Origin of the sequence: Streptomyces sp. NPDC020597 (assembly GCF_044335095.1) — a bacterium.
Taxonomy (GTDB): domain Bacteria; phylum Actinomycetota; class Actinomycetes; order Streptomycetales; family Streptomycetaceae; genus Streptomyces.
Genome location: NZ_JBIRUL010000001.1, coordinates 526,168 through 543,417, shown reverse-complemented (window position 1 = coordinate 543,417; position 17,250 = coordinate 526,168). Strand labels below are relative to the sequence as shown.

Genomic DNA, 17,250 nt, shown 5'->3' with positions numbered 1-17,250 from the left:
GGTCACGAGCCTATCGGCCCGCACCGGCGTCCTCGCCGGGCCCCGGTGCGCGGCCGACGCGCCCGGCCGGTCGGTCGCGGCCGCCCCCGGCGCCCTCCTTCCCGGTCAACAGGCGCTCCAGGGCGGGACGATCGGGCAGCCCCTCCGGTCGTACGACGTCGCCGGTGCGCACATACAGGAACGCCGCTGTGACGGATTCCACGGGCACCCCCTGCTGCTCGGCCCAGGCGAGCCGGTACAGGGCGAGCTGCAGGGGGTCCGCGGTATGCGCGCGATGGGTCTTCCAGTCGACGATGTCGTACGTGGCCGATTCGCCGTCGCCCTCCTTGTAGACGGCGTCGATGCGGCCCCGGACGACACGGCCCGCGAGGGCGAGCTGGAAGGGGGCCTCGATCCGGTAGGGCGTGCGGCGGGCGTACTCGGTGCGCTCGAAGGCCTCCTTGAGGGCCTCGAGGTCGTGTTCGTCGTCGATCTCGGCGTCGTGGCCGGGCAGTTCGTCCGGTTCCAGCAGGGGGAGCGTCAACTCCTCGAAGCGGGCCTCCACCCAGGCGTGGAACCGGGTGCCCCGGCGTGCGGCCGGTTGCGGGGGGCGTGGCATGGGGCGCGCGAGTTCCTGTGCGAGACCGTCCGGGTCGGCGGCCAGGCGCAGGACCTGCGAGGCGGTCAGGCTCGTCGGCAGGGGGACGTCCGTGACGGTCCGGCGGGCGCGCAGCAGTTCCCCGGCGAGCGCGTCGAGGTCGCGGTCCCAGGAGGCGACGGTGCGTGCCTCCTCCGGGGTGAGGGAGTTCCGGCGGGCGCGGGCGCCGGGCGCCTCCGGCGCCGTGCCCTGATGAGGGACGGAGGCGTGCGCGGCGGGACGGACGGGAGAACCGGCCGAGGTCCGCCCGTGCCGGTCCGCGGGGTCGCCCCCGGCCGGCGGCGCTTCGTGGGAGGCGTCACCGGAAAACCCGCCCTCGGAGGGGGCTTGTTCGAAGGGCCCTTGCTCGAAGGAGCGTTGCTCGAAGGGGTCGGCGTCGAAAGGGTCCGCGCCGCGGGGGTCCGCGTCGGAGAGGGTCGTGTCGAAGGGGTCCGAGCCGAACGGATCGTCCTCGTCGTGGGGCGGCTCGTCGTCGTGGGGCGGCTCGTCGTCCGGCGGGGGCGGCCAGTCGGGGTCGTCGTGGGCGTCCGGGTCGTGGGCGGCAGCGGGCCGGCCGTCGTCGTGCGGGGCGAGGTCCTCGAGGTCCTCCAGGTGGGCCAGGACGGTCTCGGCGGCGGCACGGCGGCGGGCGAGGGCCGCGTCGTCCAGCGGGAGCGGCCAGACCTGGTCGACGCTCGCCCGGTGCAGCGCGGGGTTCTCCTCGTCCTCCTGCGGGGGGTCTGCCCAGACCTCGATCTCGCCGTGTCCGGCCACGCAGTGGTCGTGCAGGGCCAGCAGGAAGTCGGACGGGCCGCGGGGCTTCTTCTGGGCGGGGCCCCACCAGTGGCCGGAGCCGAGGAGCAGGGACCGCGGGCGGGTGAAGGTGACGTAGCCGAGACGGAGTTCCTCGGTGTGCTGGTGGTCCTTCATGGCTTCGTGGAAGGCCTTCATGCCGCGTGCGTCCCAGGAGGCCAGGTCGGGGAGCGTGTCGGCGTCGCCGCGCAGTGCGTGCGGCAGCACCTTGGCCTGCGCGGTCCACTTCTCGCGGCCCTGTCCGCTGGGGAACGTTCCGCTGACCAGGCCGGGGACGGCCACCACGTCCCACTCGAGGCCCTTGGACTTGTGCGCGGTGAGCACCTTGACGGTGTTCTCGCCGCCCGGGAGGGCGTTGTCGAGGCCCTTCTCGTACTGGGCGGCGGTGCGCAGGAAGCCGAGGAAGGCCAGCAGGCTCGCCTCGCTCTCGCCGGCCGCGAAGGACGCGGCGATGTCGAGGAAGTTGGACAGCGTCTCCCGGCGGCGGGCGGCCAGGGCGTGCGGGGACGCGGAGAGTTCGACCTCGAGGCCGGTCACGGCGAGGACGCGGTGCAGGACGTCCATGAGGGGGTCGGCGAGGGAGCGGCGCAGGTCGCGCAGTTCGGCGGCGAGACGGGCGAACCGCACGCGCGCGTCCGGCGAGAACGGCAGCCCGTCGTCGTCCCCGCCGTCCCCGCCGTACAGCGGCGTCTCCAGGAACGTGTCGAGGGCGTCCGCGAGCGATATCACCTCGGACGGGTCCACCCCCTCGACGGCCTCGGCGAGACGCCGGTCCGGGTCGTCGTCGCCCCCGCGCGCGTGGCTGACGAGCCGCCTGGCCCGTCGGCCGAGGAGGGCGAGGTCGCGCGGCCCGATGCGCCAGCGCGGGCCGGTGAGCAGACGCACCAGGGAGGCGTTGGCGCCGGGGTCCTGGAGGACCTCGCACACGGCGACCAGGTCGGCCACCTCGGGCAGGTGCAGCAGTCCGGACAGTCCGACGACCTCGACGGGGACGTCCCGGGCGACCAGCGCGCCCTGGATCTGCGCGAAGTCGGTGGCCGTCCGGCACAGGACGGCGATCTCACCGGGCGCCTTGCCGGTGCGCACCAGGTGGGCGATGGAGTCGGCGATCCAGTCCATCTCCTCGGCGTGGGTGGCCAGCAGGGCGCAGCGGACCACGCCGTCGCGCTCCGCGCCGGGAGCCGGACGCAGGGCCTCCACGCCCGCGTGCATGGCGCGCAGCGGCTCGGCGAGGCCGTTGGCGAGGTCCAGGAGGCGGCCGCCGCTGCGGCGGTTCTCGCTGAGCGACTGGCGCCGCGCCCTGCTGCCGTCGGCGTGCGCGAAGTGCTCGGGGAAGTCGTCGAGGTTGGCGACGGAGGCGCCGCGCCAGCCGTAGATGGCCTGGCAGGGGTCGCCGACGGCGGTCACGGGGTGTCCGGTGTCCCCGCCGAAGAGTCCGGCGAGGAGCACACGCTGGGCGACGGACGTGTCCTGGTACTCGTCGAGGAGGACGACGCGGAACTCGTCGCGCAACAGCGGGCCGACCTCGGGCACCTGGGCGAGCCGGGCCGCCAGGGCGATCTGGTCGCCGAAGTCGAGCAGGTCGCGTTCGCGCTTGGCGGCCCGGTAGCGCAGCACCAGGTCGGCCAGTTCGCGTCGGGCGGCGGCCGCTTCGGGCGCCTTGCGCAGGTCGGCGTTGGTGAGTCCGACGCCTTCGAGGGTGTGCAGCAGTTCCGCGTCCCAGGCACGCAGGTCCTCGGGGCGCACGAGGTGTTCGGCGAGTTCGCCGTCGAGCGCGAGGAGGTCGCTGATCAGGTCGGCGAAGGAGCGGGTGAGCGACGGGTAGGGGCCGGGGGCCTCGCGCAGCACGCGCGCGGCGAGCTGGTAGCTGGTGGCGTCGGCGAGCAGACGGGAGGTGGGTTCCAGGCCGATGCGCAGGCCGTGGTCGGCGAGCAGACGGCCCGCGAACGCGTGGTAGGTGGAGATGACCGGCTCGCCCGGCGGGTTGTCGGGGTCGATGACGTCGGGGTCGGTGACGCCTGCCCGGACGAGTGCCTTGCGGACGCGTTCTGCGAGTTCTCCGGCCGCCTTGTTGGTGAAGGTCAGGCCGAGGACCTGTTCGGGGGCGACCTGGCCGGTGCCGACCAGCCACACCACGCGTGCGGCCATCACGGTGGTCTTGCCCGACCCGGCTCCGGCCACGATCACCTGCGGGGCGGGCGGCGCGATGACGCAGGCCGTCTGCTCCGGGGTGAAGGGGATCCCGAGGAGCTCCTTGAGCTGCTCGGGATCGCTGATACGGGCGGGCATGGGGAGAGGCTAGCGGCGGGCACCGACAGTCGATGACAAATCACCCGCCACGGGGAGATGCGTGCAGGTCAGGGCAGGTGGTGCGGTCCATCACACCGCCCGCCCCGGACCACCGTGCACACGGCCCGGTCCACCCCGCGACACCGTCGCCGGGCCCCGGCCGCGCCCGGCGACCCGCTGGCACGGCCCCGGTCCCCCCGCACACGGTCCGGTCCGCCCCTCACTCGACGACGTGGCGTCCTTCGGGGCGGGCGCTGCACGAGGCGCGGAACGCGCAGTGGGTGCACTGCTGGCCGGTGGTGGGCGTGAACCGCTCGTCGAGGACCTTGCCGGCGGCCGTGGCGAGGAGTTCGCCGACCCATTCGCCTTCCAGCGGCTCCTGCGCCTGCACCTTGGGCAGCGCGTCGCCGCCGTCCCGCCGTGCGGCCCCCTGGCGCAGGTGGACGAGTTCGGCGCCGCCCGGTTCGGGGCGTACCCCGTCGAAGGCGTCGTCGAGGGCTCCCTCGCGGACCGCGAGCTGGTAGACGGCGAGCTGGGGGTGGCGCTCGACCTCGCGCGCGGTGGGCGTCTGCTTGCCCGTCTTGAAGTCGACGACGTAGGCGCGGCCGTCGGCGTCCGCCTCGACGCGGTCCATCTGGCCGCGGATGCGCACCTCGTAGTCGCCGGCCTCCAGCGTGACGTCGAAGTCGTGCTCGCTGGCGACCGGTGTGCGGCCCGTGCGGTCCATCACGTGCCACTGCAGGAAGCGTTCGAGCGCCACGCGTGCGTGCGCCTTCTCCTGGGTGGACTTCCACGGCGCGTCGAAGGCGAGGGCGTTCCACACGGAGTCGAGGCGTTCCATGAGGACGTCGAGGTCGGCCGGGGTGTGCCCGGAGGCGACCTCGTCGGCGAGGACGTGCACCACGTTGCCGAAGCCCTGGGCGGCCGTGGCGGGCGCGTCGGCCTTCACCTCGCGCCCCAGGAACCACTGCAGGGCGCAGGTGTTGGCGAGTTGTTCGAGGGCGCTGCCGGAGAGCACGACGGGCTGCTCGCGGTCGCGCAGCGGCACCTTGCTCTCGGTCGGCTCGAACATGCCCCACCAGCGGTACGGGTGGGCGGCGGGTGCCAGGGGCCGGCCCTCCTCGTCGGCGAGCGCGGCGAGCCGGGCGAGCCGGCGGGCGGCCGCCTCCCTGAGGGGTGCGGAGACGCGCGGGTCGACCGTGGTGGCGCGCAGTTCGGCGACGAGCGCGGCGACCGACAGGGGCCGACGGGGGCGCCCTGTGACGTCCTTCGGTTCGGCGCCGAGCTCGGTGAGGAACCGGGAGGGCTGGTCGCCGTCGTCGGCGGGCGCCTTGACGGCGGTGACGACGAGACGGTCCCGCGCGCGCGTGGCGGCGACGTAGAAGAGGCGGCGTTCCTCGGCGAGCAGCGCACCCGGGGTGAGCGGCTCGGCGAGTCCGTCGCGGCCGATGCGGTCGGCCTCCAGAAGGGAGCCGCGGCGACGCAGGTCCGGCCACAGGCCTTCCTGGACGCCGGCCACGACGACCAGACCCCACTCCAGGCCCTTGGCGCGGTGGGCCGTCATCAGGCGTACGGCGTCGGGGCGCACGGCGCGCCGGGCGAGGGTGTCGGCCGCGATGTCCTCGGCCTCGATCTCGGCCAGGAAGTTCAGTGCGCCGCGTCCGCCGGTGCGTTCCTCCGCGCGCGCGGCGGTGGCGAACAGCGCGCACACCGCGTCCAGGTCGCGGTCGGCGTTGCGGCCGGCGGCGCCGCCGCGCCGGGCGGCCCGCTCCAGGCGCGCGGGCCAGGGCGTCCCGTCCCAGAGGTCCCACAGCGCTTCCTCGGCCGTGCCGCCCTGCGCGAGGCGCGCGCGGGCCGTCGCCAGCAGCGCGCCGAGGCGCTGGGCGCCGCGCGCGTACGTCGGGTCGTGGGCGACGAGGCGCTCCGGCTCGGTCAGGGCGCGCGTGAGGAGTTCGTCGGAGGGCGGCGGCAGCGGGTTGCCCGCGGCCCGTTCCTCCTCGCGCAGGGCCCGGCCTAGGCGGCGCAGGTCGGCGGCGTCCATGCCGGCGAGGGGTGAGGCCAGCAGGGTCAGGGCGGTTTCGGTGTCGAGCCAGCCGGGCGCCTGCCCGGTCGTGCCCACCGCCGCCGCGTCGCTCTGCGCGCCGGGCGCGTCCTCGGCCGGCGCGCCGGCGGAGGCCTCCGCCGTGGCCACCGAACGCAGGGCCGCCAGCAGGGGCGCCACCGCGGGTTCGTGGCGCAGGGGGAGGTCGTCGCCGTCGATGTCGAGGGGGACGCCCGCGGAGGTGAGGGCACGGCGGACCGTCGGGATCGTGCGCGATCCGGCGCGCACCAGGACGGCCATCTCGCCCCAGGGCACGCCGTCCTCCAGGTGGGCGCGGCGCAGGATGTCGGCGACGTTGTCCAGTTCGGCGCCGGGCGTCGGATACGTGTAGACCTCGACCCGGCCGCCTTCGCGCGCGGCGGTCAGGTCGCGGTGGGCGCGGACCTTCTCCGACGGGAGCCGGGTCAGCGGCATCCGCTGCGTCAGCAGCCGGGTGGCCGCCAGCAGGGCCGCGCCGGAGCGCCGGGAGGTGCGCAGCACCTCGACGGGGGCGGGCGTGCCGTCGGGGCGGGAGAAGGCGTGCGGGAACTCCAGGATGCCGTTCACGTCGGCGCCCCGGAAGGTGTAGATCGACTGGTCGGGGTCGCCGAAGGCGACCAGGGTGCGGCCGCCGCCGGCCAGGGCGTGCAGCAGCCGGACCTGAGCCGGGTCGGTGTCCTGGTACTCGTCGACGAAGACGGCGTCGTAACTCGCGGCCAGCCGCTCGGCGACCTCGGTGCGGTGGGCGAGGAGCACCGCGCGGTGGACGAGTTCGGCGTAGTCGATCACTCCGTGCAGGTCGAGCACGTCGAGGTACTCGGCGAGGAAGGCGGCCGCGGCGCGCCAGTCGGGGCGCCCGATGCGGTGGGCGAACGCGTCCAGGGACGCGGGGTCCAGGCCCAGTTCGCGGCTGCGGGCCAGCACCGCGCGGACCTCGTCGGCGAAGCCTCGGGTGGTGAGGCAGGCACGCAGCTCGTCCGGCCAGCGCACGTGGGCGAGGCCGAGCCGTTGCAGGTCGAGCTGGCCGGCGAGCAGCTCGCGCACGGCCACGTCCTGTTCGGGGCCGGACAGCAGCCGCAGCGGCTCCACGAACAGGTCGGCGTCCTGGTGGGCGCGGACCAGGGCGTAGCAGTACGAGTGGAAGGTGGTCGCCTGGGGCGCGCGGGCGGCGCCCATGCGCCGCGCCATCCGGTCGCGCAGCTCGACGGCGGCCTTGCGGCTGAACGTGAGGACGAGGATGCGCGCGGGGTCGCCGCCGCGGGCGATCCGGGCCGCCACGGACTCGACGAGGGTGGTGGTCTTCCCGGTGCCCGGGCCCGCGAGGACGAGCAGGGGCCCGGAGCCGTGATCAACCACCGAGCGCTGAGCTGCGTCCAGACGAGGGGGATCCACCCGGGCGGGCGGGGTACGCACCAGTCGGTAAGCGCCACGGTTCCCCTGTCGCCCCGGGTGGGGCGACAGGCGCCTGGTGGAGGAAGAGGTGCTCACGTGGTTCGCCGGTCCTGGTGGGTGTGCTGGTCGACGGATCGTCGTCCGGGGAGGTCGGTGATCGCGGGATGAGAGGGACGCGTGCCGCCGACGCTACGCCGACGACCGGCCCGGAAGGACGGCTTCCGCTTCTTCCCTCGGGCCCCGCACGTCCCGGGGGTCCCTCGCCCCACGAACGTACGCCATGCCGCGGACGTGCCCTGTACGCACCGTTTCGCCCGTACGGGCCACAGACGGCCCCCGGGCCCGTCCGATGGCGGACGCTGTCAGGTGTGACCCGCCGTGCGTTCGCCGCCGTCCCACCTCGCCCGCCGCATGTCGAGACGCGGGACGTGGCCCTCCGCGGCCCTGCCCGCCGCCTTCAGCGGAGTGCCCTCGGTGCGGTAGCGCTCGAGCGCCCGCAGCTCGTGCCCCGGGAGCAGCACCCCGTCCGCGCGCACGACACGCCACCACGGGACGGCGCCGCCGTAGAGGGCCATCACCCGGCCGACCTGTCTCGGGCCGCCCTCCTCCAGCCACTCGGCGACGTCCCCGTACGTCATGACCCGCCCGGGCGGGATCAGGTCCGCGACCTCGAGGACCCGCTCGGCGTACTCCGGCAGCGCTTGCGTGTACTCCGGGCGGGCGTCGTCCGGAAGGCTCTGCTCGCTCATCCGCCCCATCCTGCCCCACCGCACCGACAATGCGACGGGCCGGCGACGCAGTGTGACCCTCGCTCCCGGGCGGGGCTTCGGGCAGACTGTGCGCCCCCGCATTTGCACCCTGATGCCCCCGTGTGTCAGCGGAGCATGCCACCATCGTGCGGGCGGTGACCGGTGATACGAGACCAAGAAGAGACGATGAAGCAGCAGGGCGTGCACGCAGAGGACGCGCAGGGCGCCTCTGACGCCGCGTCGCGCCCGGACGTCCCCGACGAGCCACGGGAGGAGGTGCACATCGACGAGGTCGAGGGTGACGAACCCCTGCTCCCCGCGCGCGTGCACCGCCCCTCCGACCTGATGCGGCTGATGATCGGCGTGCTCGCCGTCATCGTGCTCCTGGGCATCGCCGCCTTCGCCCACGGAACCACCTCGGGCCTCGAACAGGACATCAACAAGGGCACCGGCCAGGCACCCGACCTGCTCATCAAGATCGCCGGACTGGCGTCGAGCATCGCGATCCTGCTGGTCCCGGTCGCGTTCGCGATCGAGCGGCTGATCAAGCGGGACGGGCTGCGCATCGCCGACGGCGTGCTCGCGGCGGTCCTCGCGCACGGTGTGACGCTCGCCACCGACCTGTGGGTCGCGAAGGCCGCTCCGGGCTCCATCCAGGAGGCGCTGACCCAGCCCTCCCCCGGTGACATCCACGCCCTGACCGACCCGGTGCACGGCTATCTCGCCCCCGTCATCGCGTACATGACGGCCGTCGGCATGTCGCGCCGCCCGCGCTGGCGCTCGGTGCTGTGGATCGTGCTGCTCCTCGACGCCTTCTCGATGCTCGTCACCGGATACACGACGCCGTTCTCGATCATCCTCACCGTGCTGATCGGCTGGACGGTCGCGTACGGCACCCTGTACGCCGTCGGCTCGCCCAACGTACGGCCCACGGGACGGACGCTCATGGCGGGCCTGCGGCACGTGGGCTTCCGGCCGGTGAGCGCCGCGCGCGAGGAGACGCCGGACGCGGCGGAGGGCGACCGGGGAAGACGCTACTTCGTCACCCTGGAGGACGGGCCGCCGCTGGACGTGACGGTCGTCGACCGGGAGCAGCAGGCCCAGGGCTTCTTCTACCGCGCGTGGCGCAATCTGGCCCTGCGCGGCTTCGCCACCCGCAGCAGCCTGCAGTCGCTGCGCCAGGCGCTGGAGCAGGAGGCGCTGCTCGCCTACGCGGCCATCGCGGCCGGCGCCAACGCGCCGAAGCTGATCGCGACCTCCGAGCTCGGGCCCGACGCGGTGATCCTGGTCTACGAGCACACCGGCGGCCGCACCCTCGACTCGCTGGCGGACGAGGAGATCACCGACGACCTGCTGCGCAACACCTGGCACCAGGTGCGGGCCCTGCAGTCACGGCGCATCGCGCACCGGCGGCTCGCCGGCGACGCGATCCTGGTGGATCGTTCCGGCACGGTGATCCTCACCGATCTGCGCGGCGGCGAGATCGCGGCCGGCGACCTGCTGCTGCGGATGGACGTCGCCCAGCTGGTGACGACACTGGGCCTGCGGGTGGGCGCCGAACGCGCGGTGGCCTCCGCGGTGGGCGTGCTCGGGCCGGACGCGGTCGCGGACTGCCTTCCGATGCTCCAGCCCATCGCGCTGTCCCGCTCCACGCGCGCGACGCTGCGCCGGCTTGCCCGCGAGCGCGCGCAGCGCGAGCGGGAAGCGGTCCTCGAAGCGTCCCAGCAGGCCAAGCAGGCCCGCGCGGAGGCGGCCGAGGCCGACACCGAGCCCGCCGTCGCGGAGAAGCCCGGCAAGAAGGCCGTGCGCGCGGAGGCCCGGGCCGAGAAACGGGCCATCGACGAGGCGCTGGAGGGAGCACGCGAGGAGGACCTGCTGACGCAGATCCGGCACGAGGTGCTGCTGATCCGCCCCCAGGCGCCGGTCGAGCCCGCCAGGCTGGAGCGAGTACGGCCGCGCACCCTGATGAGCTTCATCGCCGGCGCCATCGGCGCGTACTTCCTGCTGACGCAGCTCACCCACATCGAGTTCGGCCCGCTGATCGCCAACGCCGAGTGGGGCTGGGTCGCCGCGGCCGTGCTGTTCTCGGCGATGAGCTACGTCGCCGCCGCGATGAGCCTGCTGGGCTTCGTGCCGGAGCGGGTGCCGTTCCCGCGGACCGTGGCCGCGCAGGTCGCCGGGTCCTTCGTGAAGATCGTCGCGCCGGCCGCGGTCGGCGGCGTCGCCCTCAACACGCGCTTCCTGCAGCGCGCGGGGGTACGGCCGGGGCTCGCGGTGGCCAGCGTCGGCGCCTCGCAGCTCTTCGGGCTCGGCTGCCACATCCTGATGCTGCTGTCCTTCGGCTATCTGACCGGCACCGAGAAGACGCCGTCGCTGTCGCCGTCCCGCACGGTCATCGCCGGCCTGCTCACGGTGGCGGTGCTCGTGCTCGTGGTGACCTCGGTGCCCTTCCTGCGCAAGTTCGTCAGCACGCGCGTGCGGTCGCTGTTCGCGGGCGTCGTGCCGCGCATGCTGGACGTGCTGCAGCGGCCGCAGAAACTGGTCACCGGCATCGGCGGCATGCTGCTGCTCACCGCCTGCTTCGTGATGTGCCTGGACGCGTCGATCCGCGCGTTCGGCGACGAGTCGACGTCGCTGAGCATCGCGAGCGTCGCCGTCGTCTTCCTCGCCGGCAACGCGCTCGGTTCCGCGGCGCCGACCCCGGGCGGAGTCGGCGCGGTCGAGGCGACCCTGACGGTCGGCCTGATCGCGGTGGGTCTGCCCAAGGAGGTCGCCGCGCCCGCGGTGCTCCTCTTCCGGCTGCTGACCCTGTGGCTGCCGGTGCTGCCGGGCTGGCTGGCCTTCAACCATCTGACCCGCAAGGGCGCTCTCTAGACGGGCTCCGACGGCCGTACCCCGGACGGCCCGCGCCCCGCGCGCGGGCCGGTACGCGACCTCAGGATGGGATCATGCCGATCCCCTCCCGCTCGCGTGCGGCCGCCGTGACCGCCACCGCTGTGCTGCTGTCCACGCTGGTGGCGGGCTGTGCACAGGACGCACGGTCAGGGGATCTGACGGAACAGAAGCTGAGCTGGAAGGACTGTCCCGCCCCGTCCCGGTCGGAGGGCGGCGGCAGCGCCCCGTCTCCGCTGCCGGACGGCGACCCGTGGAGCTGCGCCACCATGAAGGCCCCCCTCGACTGGGACGACCCCGAGGGCGACACGATCGACCTGGCGCTGATCCGGGCCCGGGCCAGCGGCGACAAGAGCCGGCGCATCGGCTCGCTGATCTTCAACTTCGGCGGTCCCGGCGGCTCGGGCGTCTCGACCCTGCCGGCGTTCGGCGACGAGTACGCGACCCTGCGCACCCGGTACGACCTGGTCAGCTTCGACCCGCGCGGGGTGGGCCGCAGCGCCGGAGTGCGGTGCGAGAACGACCAGCAGCTCGACGCGTACTTCCAGCAGGACGCCACCCCCGACGACGCAGCGGAGCGCACCGCGCTGCTGGACAACACCAGGAAGTTCAACGCGGCCTGCGAGAAGCACTCGAAGAAGATGCTGCCGCGGGTGCGGACCACCGACGCGGCCCGCGACATGGACCTGATGCGCCAGGTGCTCGGCGACGACCGGCTGCACTACTTCGGCATCTCCTACGGCACGGAACTCGGGGGCGTGTACGCCCATCTGTTCCCCGAGAAGGTGGGACGGGCCGTCTTCGACGCGGTCGTGGACCCGACCCAGACGTCCGAGCAGGGCTCGCTCGGGCAGGCCAGGGGCTTCCAGCGCGCGCTCGACAACTTCGCGAAGGACTGCACGTCGAAGCCCCAGGACTGCCCTGTCGGGGACACCGCGCAGGACGTCGAGGCCCGCATCGCCGCGCTGCTGAAGCGCCTCGACGCCAAGCCCATCCCGGGGATCTTCCCCCGTTCCCTGACCCAGAGCGCCGCTACCAACGGCATCGCTCAGGCGCTGTACTCGGAGGACTTCTGGGAGTACCTCACCGAGGGCCTGGAGCAGGCCTACGACGGCGACGGCCAGATTCTGATGCTGCTGTCCGACCTGATGAACGGCCGCAGCGAGAACGGCGAGTACAGCAACAGCGTGGCCGCCAACGTCTCCATCAACTGCGCCGACGACAAGCCGCGTTACTCGACCGCCTACGTGGAGGAGAAGCTGCCGGAGTTCCGGGCGGCCTCCGCGCTGTTCGGCGACTTCCTGGCCTGGTCGATGGTCGGCTGCACCGACTGGGCCGTGCCCGGCGCCGCCGACCACCCGGACGTGAGCGCGCCCGGGTCCGCGCCGATCCTCGTGGTGGGAAACACCGGCGACCCGGCGACCCCGTACGAAGGGGCGCGGAAGATGGCGGACGCACTGGGCCGGGGGGTCGGCATCGAGCTGACGTACAAGGGGCAGGGGCACGGCGCGTACGGCAGCAAGAGCCCGTGCGTGCAGCGGGCGGTGGACGGCTATCTCCTGAACGGCAGGACGCCGGCCGCCGGGACCGTCTGTTCCTGACCGCAGCCGCAGCCGCAGCCGCAGCCGCCCCGGCATCGCACCCGATCGCACCCGGTCGCGCGATATTCGCAGGTCACAGGGTTATCCACAGGCTCGGACGGGTGGGGTTGCCGACGCCTAACATGGCCTGAGAGCCGTCCGCCGCCGAGCGTGGACGGCCTGCAGGGGGGAGGCGCGCATGACGCGATTCGCACGGTGGACGGTGTGGGGGGCCGCCGTCGCACTGCTGGCCACGGGCTGCAGTGGCGGCGCGTCGGGCGAGAGGACGGGCGGCGGGGGCGGCACGGCCGACGCCCGGCCCACAGCCGGTCCCGCCTCGGCCGCGGTCACCCCCTCGGCGGTCCTGCCCGCCGCGCTGACCGGGCAGAAACCCGACTGGGGCCGCTGCGGACCCACCGCGGACTCCTCGCCGCCGGGCGGCGACTGGCAGTGCGCCACGCTGAAGACGCCGCTGGACTGGTCGCAACCCGGCGGCCGTACGATCGATCTCGCCCTCGTCCGCGCCAAGTCCCGCGCCGAAGGCAGCGACCGCATCGGTTCGCTCCTGTTCAACTTCGGCGGCCCCGGCGCCTCGGGGGTCTCCACGCTTCCCTCCTACGGCTCGACCCTCTCCTCGCTCCGCGACCGCTACGACCTCGTGAGCTGGGACCCGCGCGGGGTGGGCGCGAGCGAGGGCGTCCGCTGCCGCAGCGACCACGACATCCAGGCCGCCGAATCCCTCGACTCCACCCCGGACACCCCCGTCGAGGAGCGGGCGTTCTTCCAGGACGCCACCGCCTTCGGCGAGGGATGCGGCAAGGCCGCGGGCACGCTGCTGGCCCACGTGTCGACCACCGACACGGCCCGCGACATGGACCTGATGCGCCAGGTGCTCGGCGACCGGAAGACGTACTACTTCGGCATGTCGTACGGCACCGAACTCGGCGGTGTGTACGCCCACTTGTTCCCGCACAACGTCGGCAGGCTCGCCCTCGACGCGGTCGTCGACCCGAGCGCCGACGCGGTCGGCCACGCCCTGAACCAGGCTCGCGGATTCCAGCGGGCGCTGGAGGACTACCTCGCGTCGACCGGCCAGAACCCCGAGACGGGCAGCACGAGGATCGCGGCTCTGCTGGACCGGCTGGACGCCCACCCGCTGCCCGGGGCCGACGGGCGCAAGCTGACGCAGGCGCTCGCGGTCATCGGCATCGTCCTGCCGTTGTACAGCGAGGCGGGCTGGCCGAGGCTCACCAGCGCCCTGAAGGCCGCGCAGGCAGGGGACGGCTCCGAGCTGCTCGAGCTCGCCGACCGCTACAACGAGCGGGACTCCTCGGGGCGTTACGGCACGACGGTCCACTCCCAACGGGTCATATCGTGCCTGGACGACAGGCGGCGGCCGACCGCGCAGGAGACGAAGCTGCTGGTGCCACGGTTCGAGAAGGTGTCTCCCGTGTTCGGGGACTTCCTCGCCTGGGACACGGGCGGCTGGTGCCACGACTGGCCGGTGGCCGGGCAGTACGACACCCCGGAGGTGAGCGCGGCGGGCGCGGCGCCGATCCTGCTGGTCGGCACCACCGGGGACCCGGCGACGCCCTACGAGGGCGCGCGGAGGATGGCGGACGAGCTCGGCAAGGGCGTCGGCGTGCTGCTCACCTGGAAGGGCGAGGGGCACATCGCGTACGGGAGCGGGAGCTCGTGCGTCGACTCGACGGTGGACGACTACCTGCTGAAGGGGGTGGCCCCGCGGGACGGCACGGTCTGCTCATGAACGCGGCGGGGGCTTCGCACACCCCTGGTGCGCAAAACCCCCGCCGATCCCGCCGGGAGGCCCGACGGGTCTGCCGGGCCGGGCGAACATCCGGGTCAGTAGACGGGCTTGCTCGGCTCGATCTGGTGGACCCAGCCGATCACGCCGCCGCCGACGTGCACGGCGTCGGAGAAGCCCGCCGACTTCAGCACGGCGAGGACTTCCGCACTGCGGACACCCGTCTTGCAGTGCAAGACGATCTTCTTGTCCTGCGGCAGGCCCTCCAGGGCGGTGCCCATCAGGAACTCGTTCTTGGGGATCAGCTTGGCGCCCGGGATGGAGACGATCTCGTACTCGTTCGGCTCGCGTACGTCGATGATCTCGATGCTCTCGCCGTCGTCGATCCACTCCTTGAGCTGCTTGGGAGTGATCGTCGAGCCGGCCGCCGCCTGCTGGGCCTCCTCGGAGACGACGCCGCAGAAGGCCTCGTAGTCGATGAGCTCGGTGACCGTCGGGTTCTCGCCGCAGACCGCGCAGTCGGGGTCCTTGCGGACCTTGACCTGGCGGTACTGCATCTCCAGGGCGTCGTAGATCATCAGGCGGCCGACCAGCGGCTCACCGATGCCCGCGAGCAGCTTGATCGCCTCGTTGACCTGGATCGACCCGATGGACGCGCACAGCACGCCCAGCACGCCGCCCTCGGCGCAGGAGGGGACCATGCCCGGCGGCGGGGGCTCCGGGTACAGGCAGCGGTAGCAGGGACCGTGCTCGGACCAGAAGACGGACGCCTGGCCGTCGAAGCGGTAGATGGAGCCCCACACGTACGGCTTGTTCAGCAGCACGCACGCGTCGTTGACCAGGTAACGGGTCGCGAAGTTGTCGGTGCCGTCGACGATCAGGTCGTACTGGCTGAAGATGTCCATCACGTTCTCGGCCTCGAGCCGCTCTTCGTGAAGGACCACGTTGACGTACGGGTTGATGCCGAGGACGGAGTCGCGGGCGGACGCGGCCTTGGAGCGGCCGATGTCGGCCTGGCTGTGGATGATCTGCCGCTGCAGGTTCGACTCGTCGACCTCGTCGAACTCCACGATGCCGAGCGTGCCCACGCCCGCCGCGGCCAGGTACATCAACGCCGGCGAGCCCAGGCCGCCGGCGCCCACGCACAGCACCTTGGCGTTCTTCAGCCGCTTCTGCCCGTCCATCCCCACGTCGGGGATGATCAGGTGGCGGGAGTACCTGCGGACCTCGTCTACGGTGAGCTCGGGGGCCGGCTCGACCAGGGGTGGCAGCGACACGGGGACTCCGTTGGTCGGTCAGTCATGACGGTTGTTCTCCCCGTAACAGTGCCATGGCCATTTTCATTCCGAGACACCTGTTCCGATCCGCGAGACGATTTCGTCCCAGTAGCCGGGCATGGTCTCCCAGGGGTCGCGTGCGCCGCCGCGTTCGACGCCGTCCGTGAACCAGATCGTCGCGGCGCCCTGCCAGCGGGCGATGCGCAGCGCCTCGTCGAGATGCCCGCGCGGCACGCCGTGCACGAAGTGGCAGAAGCGCTCCGGCGGGTGCTCCGCCGTCCACTCGGCCACCTGCGACCAGCGGTAGTCGCTCCAGGGGCCGGAGAAGGTGACCAGCTGGTCGGCCAGTTCGGTGTAGCCGGGGCAGGGGTGGATGCCGTGGTCGAGGACGACGTGGGGCGCCTCGTGGAGTGTGCGCAGCGCGCCGGTCGTGCGGCGCATTCCGGGCAGCGTCGTGCGGTCGGCCGGGCAGCGGTCCAGGAGGAAGCCGTCGACCTGGTACCAGTCGAGGTAGCGTTGCGCCTCGGAGATCATTTCGGCGAGGGCGCGGGCCCCGTACAGCGCGTCGATGCGCCCGAGGACGCGGACGCCGGCGTTGCGCAGCCGGCCCGCGGATTCCAGACAGCTCGGGTCGGGACGCGAGCCGGGTCCGTCGCAGACGTCCAGGGCGGCCCAGTGCACAGGCCTCCCGGGCCGGGCGAGTTCGCCCCATTCGGCGGGCGCGAGCAGTGGGTGCGCGAGGCCCGGGACACCGAGGCCGGTGCGGACGTCGGTCGTGCCGGGGTGCGCGTTGCCCGCCGGGGTTCCGGTCAGATACGACATGCCGCCTCCATCCAGATGTCGGCGAGGGACTCCTCGAGGTTGATCCGGGGACGCCAGCCGAGCCGGTCGCGGGCGGTGCGCACGTCGGCCTGCTGCCAGCTGCCGCAGCCGTCCGGGTACGGGTACGCGACCGGGCCGCCGTGGTCGGCCTCGGGGCGGGGGTGGCCGATGGCGGACCGCAGGTGGCCGCCGGGCGGCCCGTCGAGCTCGTGGAGGGCGCCTCCGTATCCGGCCACACGCGCGAGGATCGCCGCGGCGTCGCGCAGCCGGACGGCGCGCCCCGAGCCGATGTTGATGACGCCCTGTGCGGCGGAGAGCGAGGCGGCGTGCACGGCCCGGGCCACGTCACGGACGTCGATGAAGTCCCGCTGCACGCCGAGACCGCCGAGTTTGAGCTCGCCGTCGCCGGACTGCATGGCGCGGCGCATGGCCTCGGCGAGGCGGCCCAGCGGGGAGCCGGCGGGCGTGCCCGGGCCCGCGGGCGAGAACACCCGGAGCACGACGGCGTCGAGTCCGGAGCCGAGAACGAGTTCGGTCGCGGCGAGTTTGCTGACGCCGTACGGGCCGCCCGGCCGGGGCACGGCGTCCTCGGCCGTGGAGGAGCCGGGCTGGCTCGGGCCGTACTCGGCGCCGCAGCCGACCTGGACCAGCCGGGCGCCGCAGCCGCTGCGGCGCAGGGCCTCGCAGACGGTGGCGACGGCGACGGTGTTGTGCCGGGTGAGCTCGCGGGCGCCGCCCCGGGTGGTGCCCGCGCAGTTGACGACGACCTGGGGGTGGACCGCGTCGAGGAAGCGGGTGAGCGCGCCGGGACTGCCGGACGCGAGGTCGAAGCGGACGTCCGCGTCGTCGCCGCGACCGAGCGCGGTGAGCTGGACGGCGGGGTCGGCGAGCAGACGGTCGGCGACGAAGCGGCCGAGGTAGCCGTTGGCTCCGATCAGCAGAACCCTCATCGTGCGCCTCCCGGGGTGTGCGCCG

Annotated in this window: 9 protein-coding genes; 3 read left to right on the top strand and 6 right to left on the bottom strand. The window is 73.5% G+C overall.

Translation table 11 applies throughout. From position 1 onward, the window contains the following. Positions 1-10: 10 nt before the first annotated feature. The 3 genes from ACH4ZA_RS02545 to ACH4ZA_RS02535 all read right to left on the bottom strand — a co-directional run bounded on the left by ACH4ZA_RS02545 (position 11) and on the right by ACH4ZA_RS02535 (position 7,939). Positions 11-3,718: a UvrD-helicase domain-containing protein gene (locus tag ACH4ZA_RS02545; protein WP_398427656.1), complete on the bottom strand. Its 3,708-nt coding sequence runs from the start codon at positions 3,716-3,718 to the stop codon at positions 11-13. A gap of 220 nt (positions 3,719-3,938) precedes the next feature. Next, positions 3,939-7,286 (bottom strand): ATP-dependent helicase, encoded by a 3,348-nt coding sequence (locus ACH4ZA_RS02540; protein ID WP_398427654.1) that lies wholly within the window; start codon positions 7,284-7,286, stop codon positions 3,939-3,941. A 266-nt stretch (positions 7,287-7,552) separates the two neighbouring features. Next, complete coding sequence (locus ACH4ZA_RS02535; protein WP_319280605.1) at positions 7,553-7,939, bottom strand: MGMT family protein; 387 nt, start codon at positions 7,937-7,939, stop codon at positions 7,553-7,555. A 186-nt stretch (positions 7,940-8,125) separates the two neighbouring features. On the opposite strand from ACH4ZA_RS02535, the gene ACH4ZA_RS02530 reads away from it, so the two are divergent. From ACH4ZA_RS02530 to ACH4ZA_RS02520, 3 genes are all read left to right on the top strand, one after another. After that, on the top strand, positions 8,126-10,813 hold the full coding sequence (locus tag ACH4ZA_RS02530; protein ID WP_319280607.1) for a lysylphosphatidylglycerol synthase domain-containing protein: 2,688 nt from the start codon (positions 8,126-8,128) through the stop codon (positions 10,811-10,813). Between the two features lie 74 nt (positions 10,814-10,887). Next, positions 10,888-12,432 (top strand): alpha/beta hydrolase, encoded by a 1,545-nt coding sequence (locus ACH4ZA_RS02525; RefSeq protein WP_398427652.1) that lies wholly within the window; start codon positions 10,888-10,890, stop codon positions 12,430-12,432. Between the two features lie 178 nt (positions 12,433-12,610). After that, positions 12,611-14,179: an alpha/beta hydrolase gene (locus ACH4ZA_RS02520; protein WP_319280610.1), complete on the top strand. Its 1,569-nt coding sequence runs from the start codon at positions 12,611-12,613 to the stop codon at positions 14,177-14,179. Positions 14,180-14,274: 95 nt separating this feature from the next. Here the strand turns inward: ACH4ZA_RS02520 and moeZ are convergent, their stop codons facing one another. The 3 genes from moeZ to ACH4ZA_RS02505 all read right to left on the bottom strand — a co-directional run bounded on the left by moeZ (position 14,275) and on the right by ACH4ZA_RS02505 (position 17,225). Then, the gene (gene moeZ / locus ACH4ZA_RS02515; RefSeq protein WP_319280613.1) at positions 14,275-15,453 is read right to left on the bottom strand and encodes an adenylyltransferase/sulfurtransferase MoeZ; all 1,179 of its coding nucleotides are present in this window, start codon (positions 15,451-15,453) and stop codon (positions 14,275-14,277) included. 63 nt (positions 15,454-15,516) lie between these two features. After that, entirely contained in the window at positions 15,517-16,275 is a 759-nt protein-coding gene (locus ACH4ZA_RS02510; RefSeq protein ID WP_398427650.1) for a spherulation-specific family 4 protein, read from the bottom strand. Next, complete coding sequence (locus tag ACH4ZA_RS02505; RefSeq protein WP_319280617.1) at positions 16,263-17,225, bottom strand: NAD-dependent epimerase/dehydratase family protein; 963 nt, start codon at positions 17,223-17,225, stop codon at positions 16,263-16,265. The genes ACH4ZA_RS02510 and ACH4ZA_RS02505 overlap by 13 nt, the downstream gene beginning before the upstream one ends. Positions 17,226-17,250: the final 25 nt, after the last annotated feature.

Coding starts and splice junctions, on each gene's coding strand:
- ACH4ZA_RS02545 (WP_398427656.1), bottom strand. CDS start 3,718: ATGCCCGCCCGTATCAGCGATCCCGAGCAGCTCAAGGAGCTCCTCGGG.
- ACH4ZA_RS02505 (WP_319280617.1), bottom strand. CDS start 17,225: ATGAGGGTTCTGCTGATCGGAGCCAACGGCTACCTCGGCCGCTTCGTC.
- ACH4ZA_RS02530 (WP_319280607.1), top strand. CDS start 8,126: ATGAAGCAGCAGGGCGTGCACGCAGAGGACGCGCAGGGCGCCTCTGAC.
- ACH4ZA_RS02535 (WP_319280605.1), bottom strand. CDS start 7,939: ATGAGCGAGCAGAGCCTTCCGGACGACGCCCGCCCGGAGTACACGCAA.
- ACH4ZA_RS02520 (WP_319280610.1), top strand. CDS start 12,611: ATGACGCGATTCGCACGGTGGACGGTGTGGGGGGCCGCCGTCGCACTG.
- ACH4ZA_RS02525 (WP_398427652.1), top strand. CDS start 10,888: ATGCCGATCCCCTCCCGCTCGCGTGCGGCCGCCGTGACCGCCACCGCT.
- ACH4ZA_RS02510 (WP_398427650.1), bottom strand. CDS start 16,275: ATGTCGTATCTGACCGGAACCCCGGCGGGCAACGCGCACCCCGGCACG.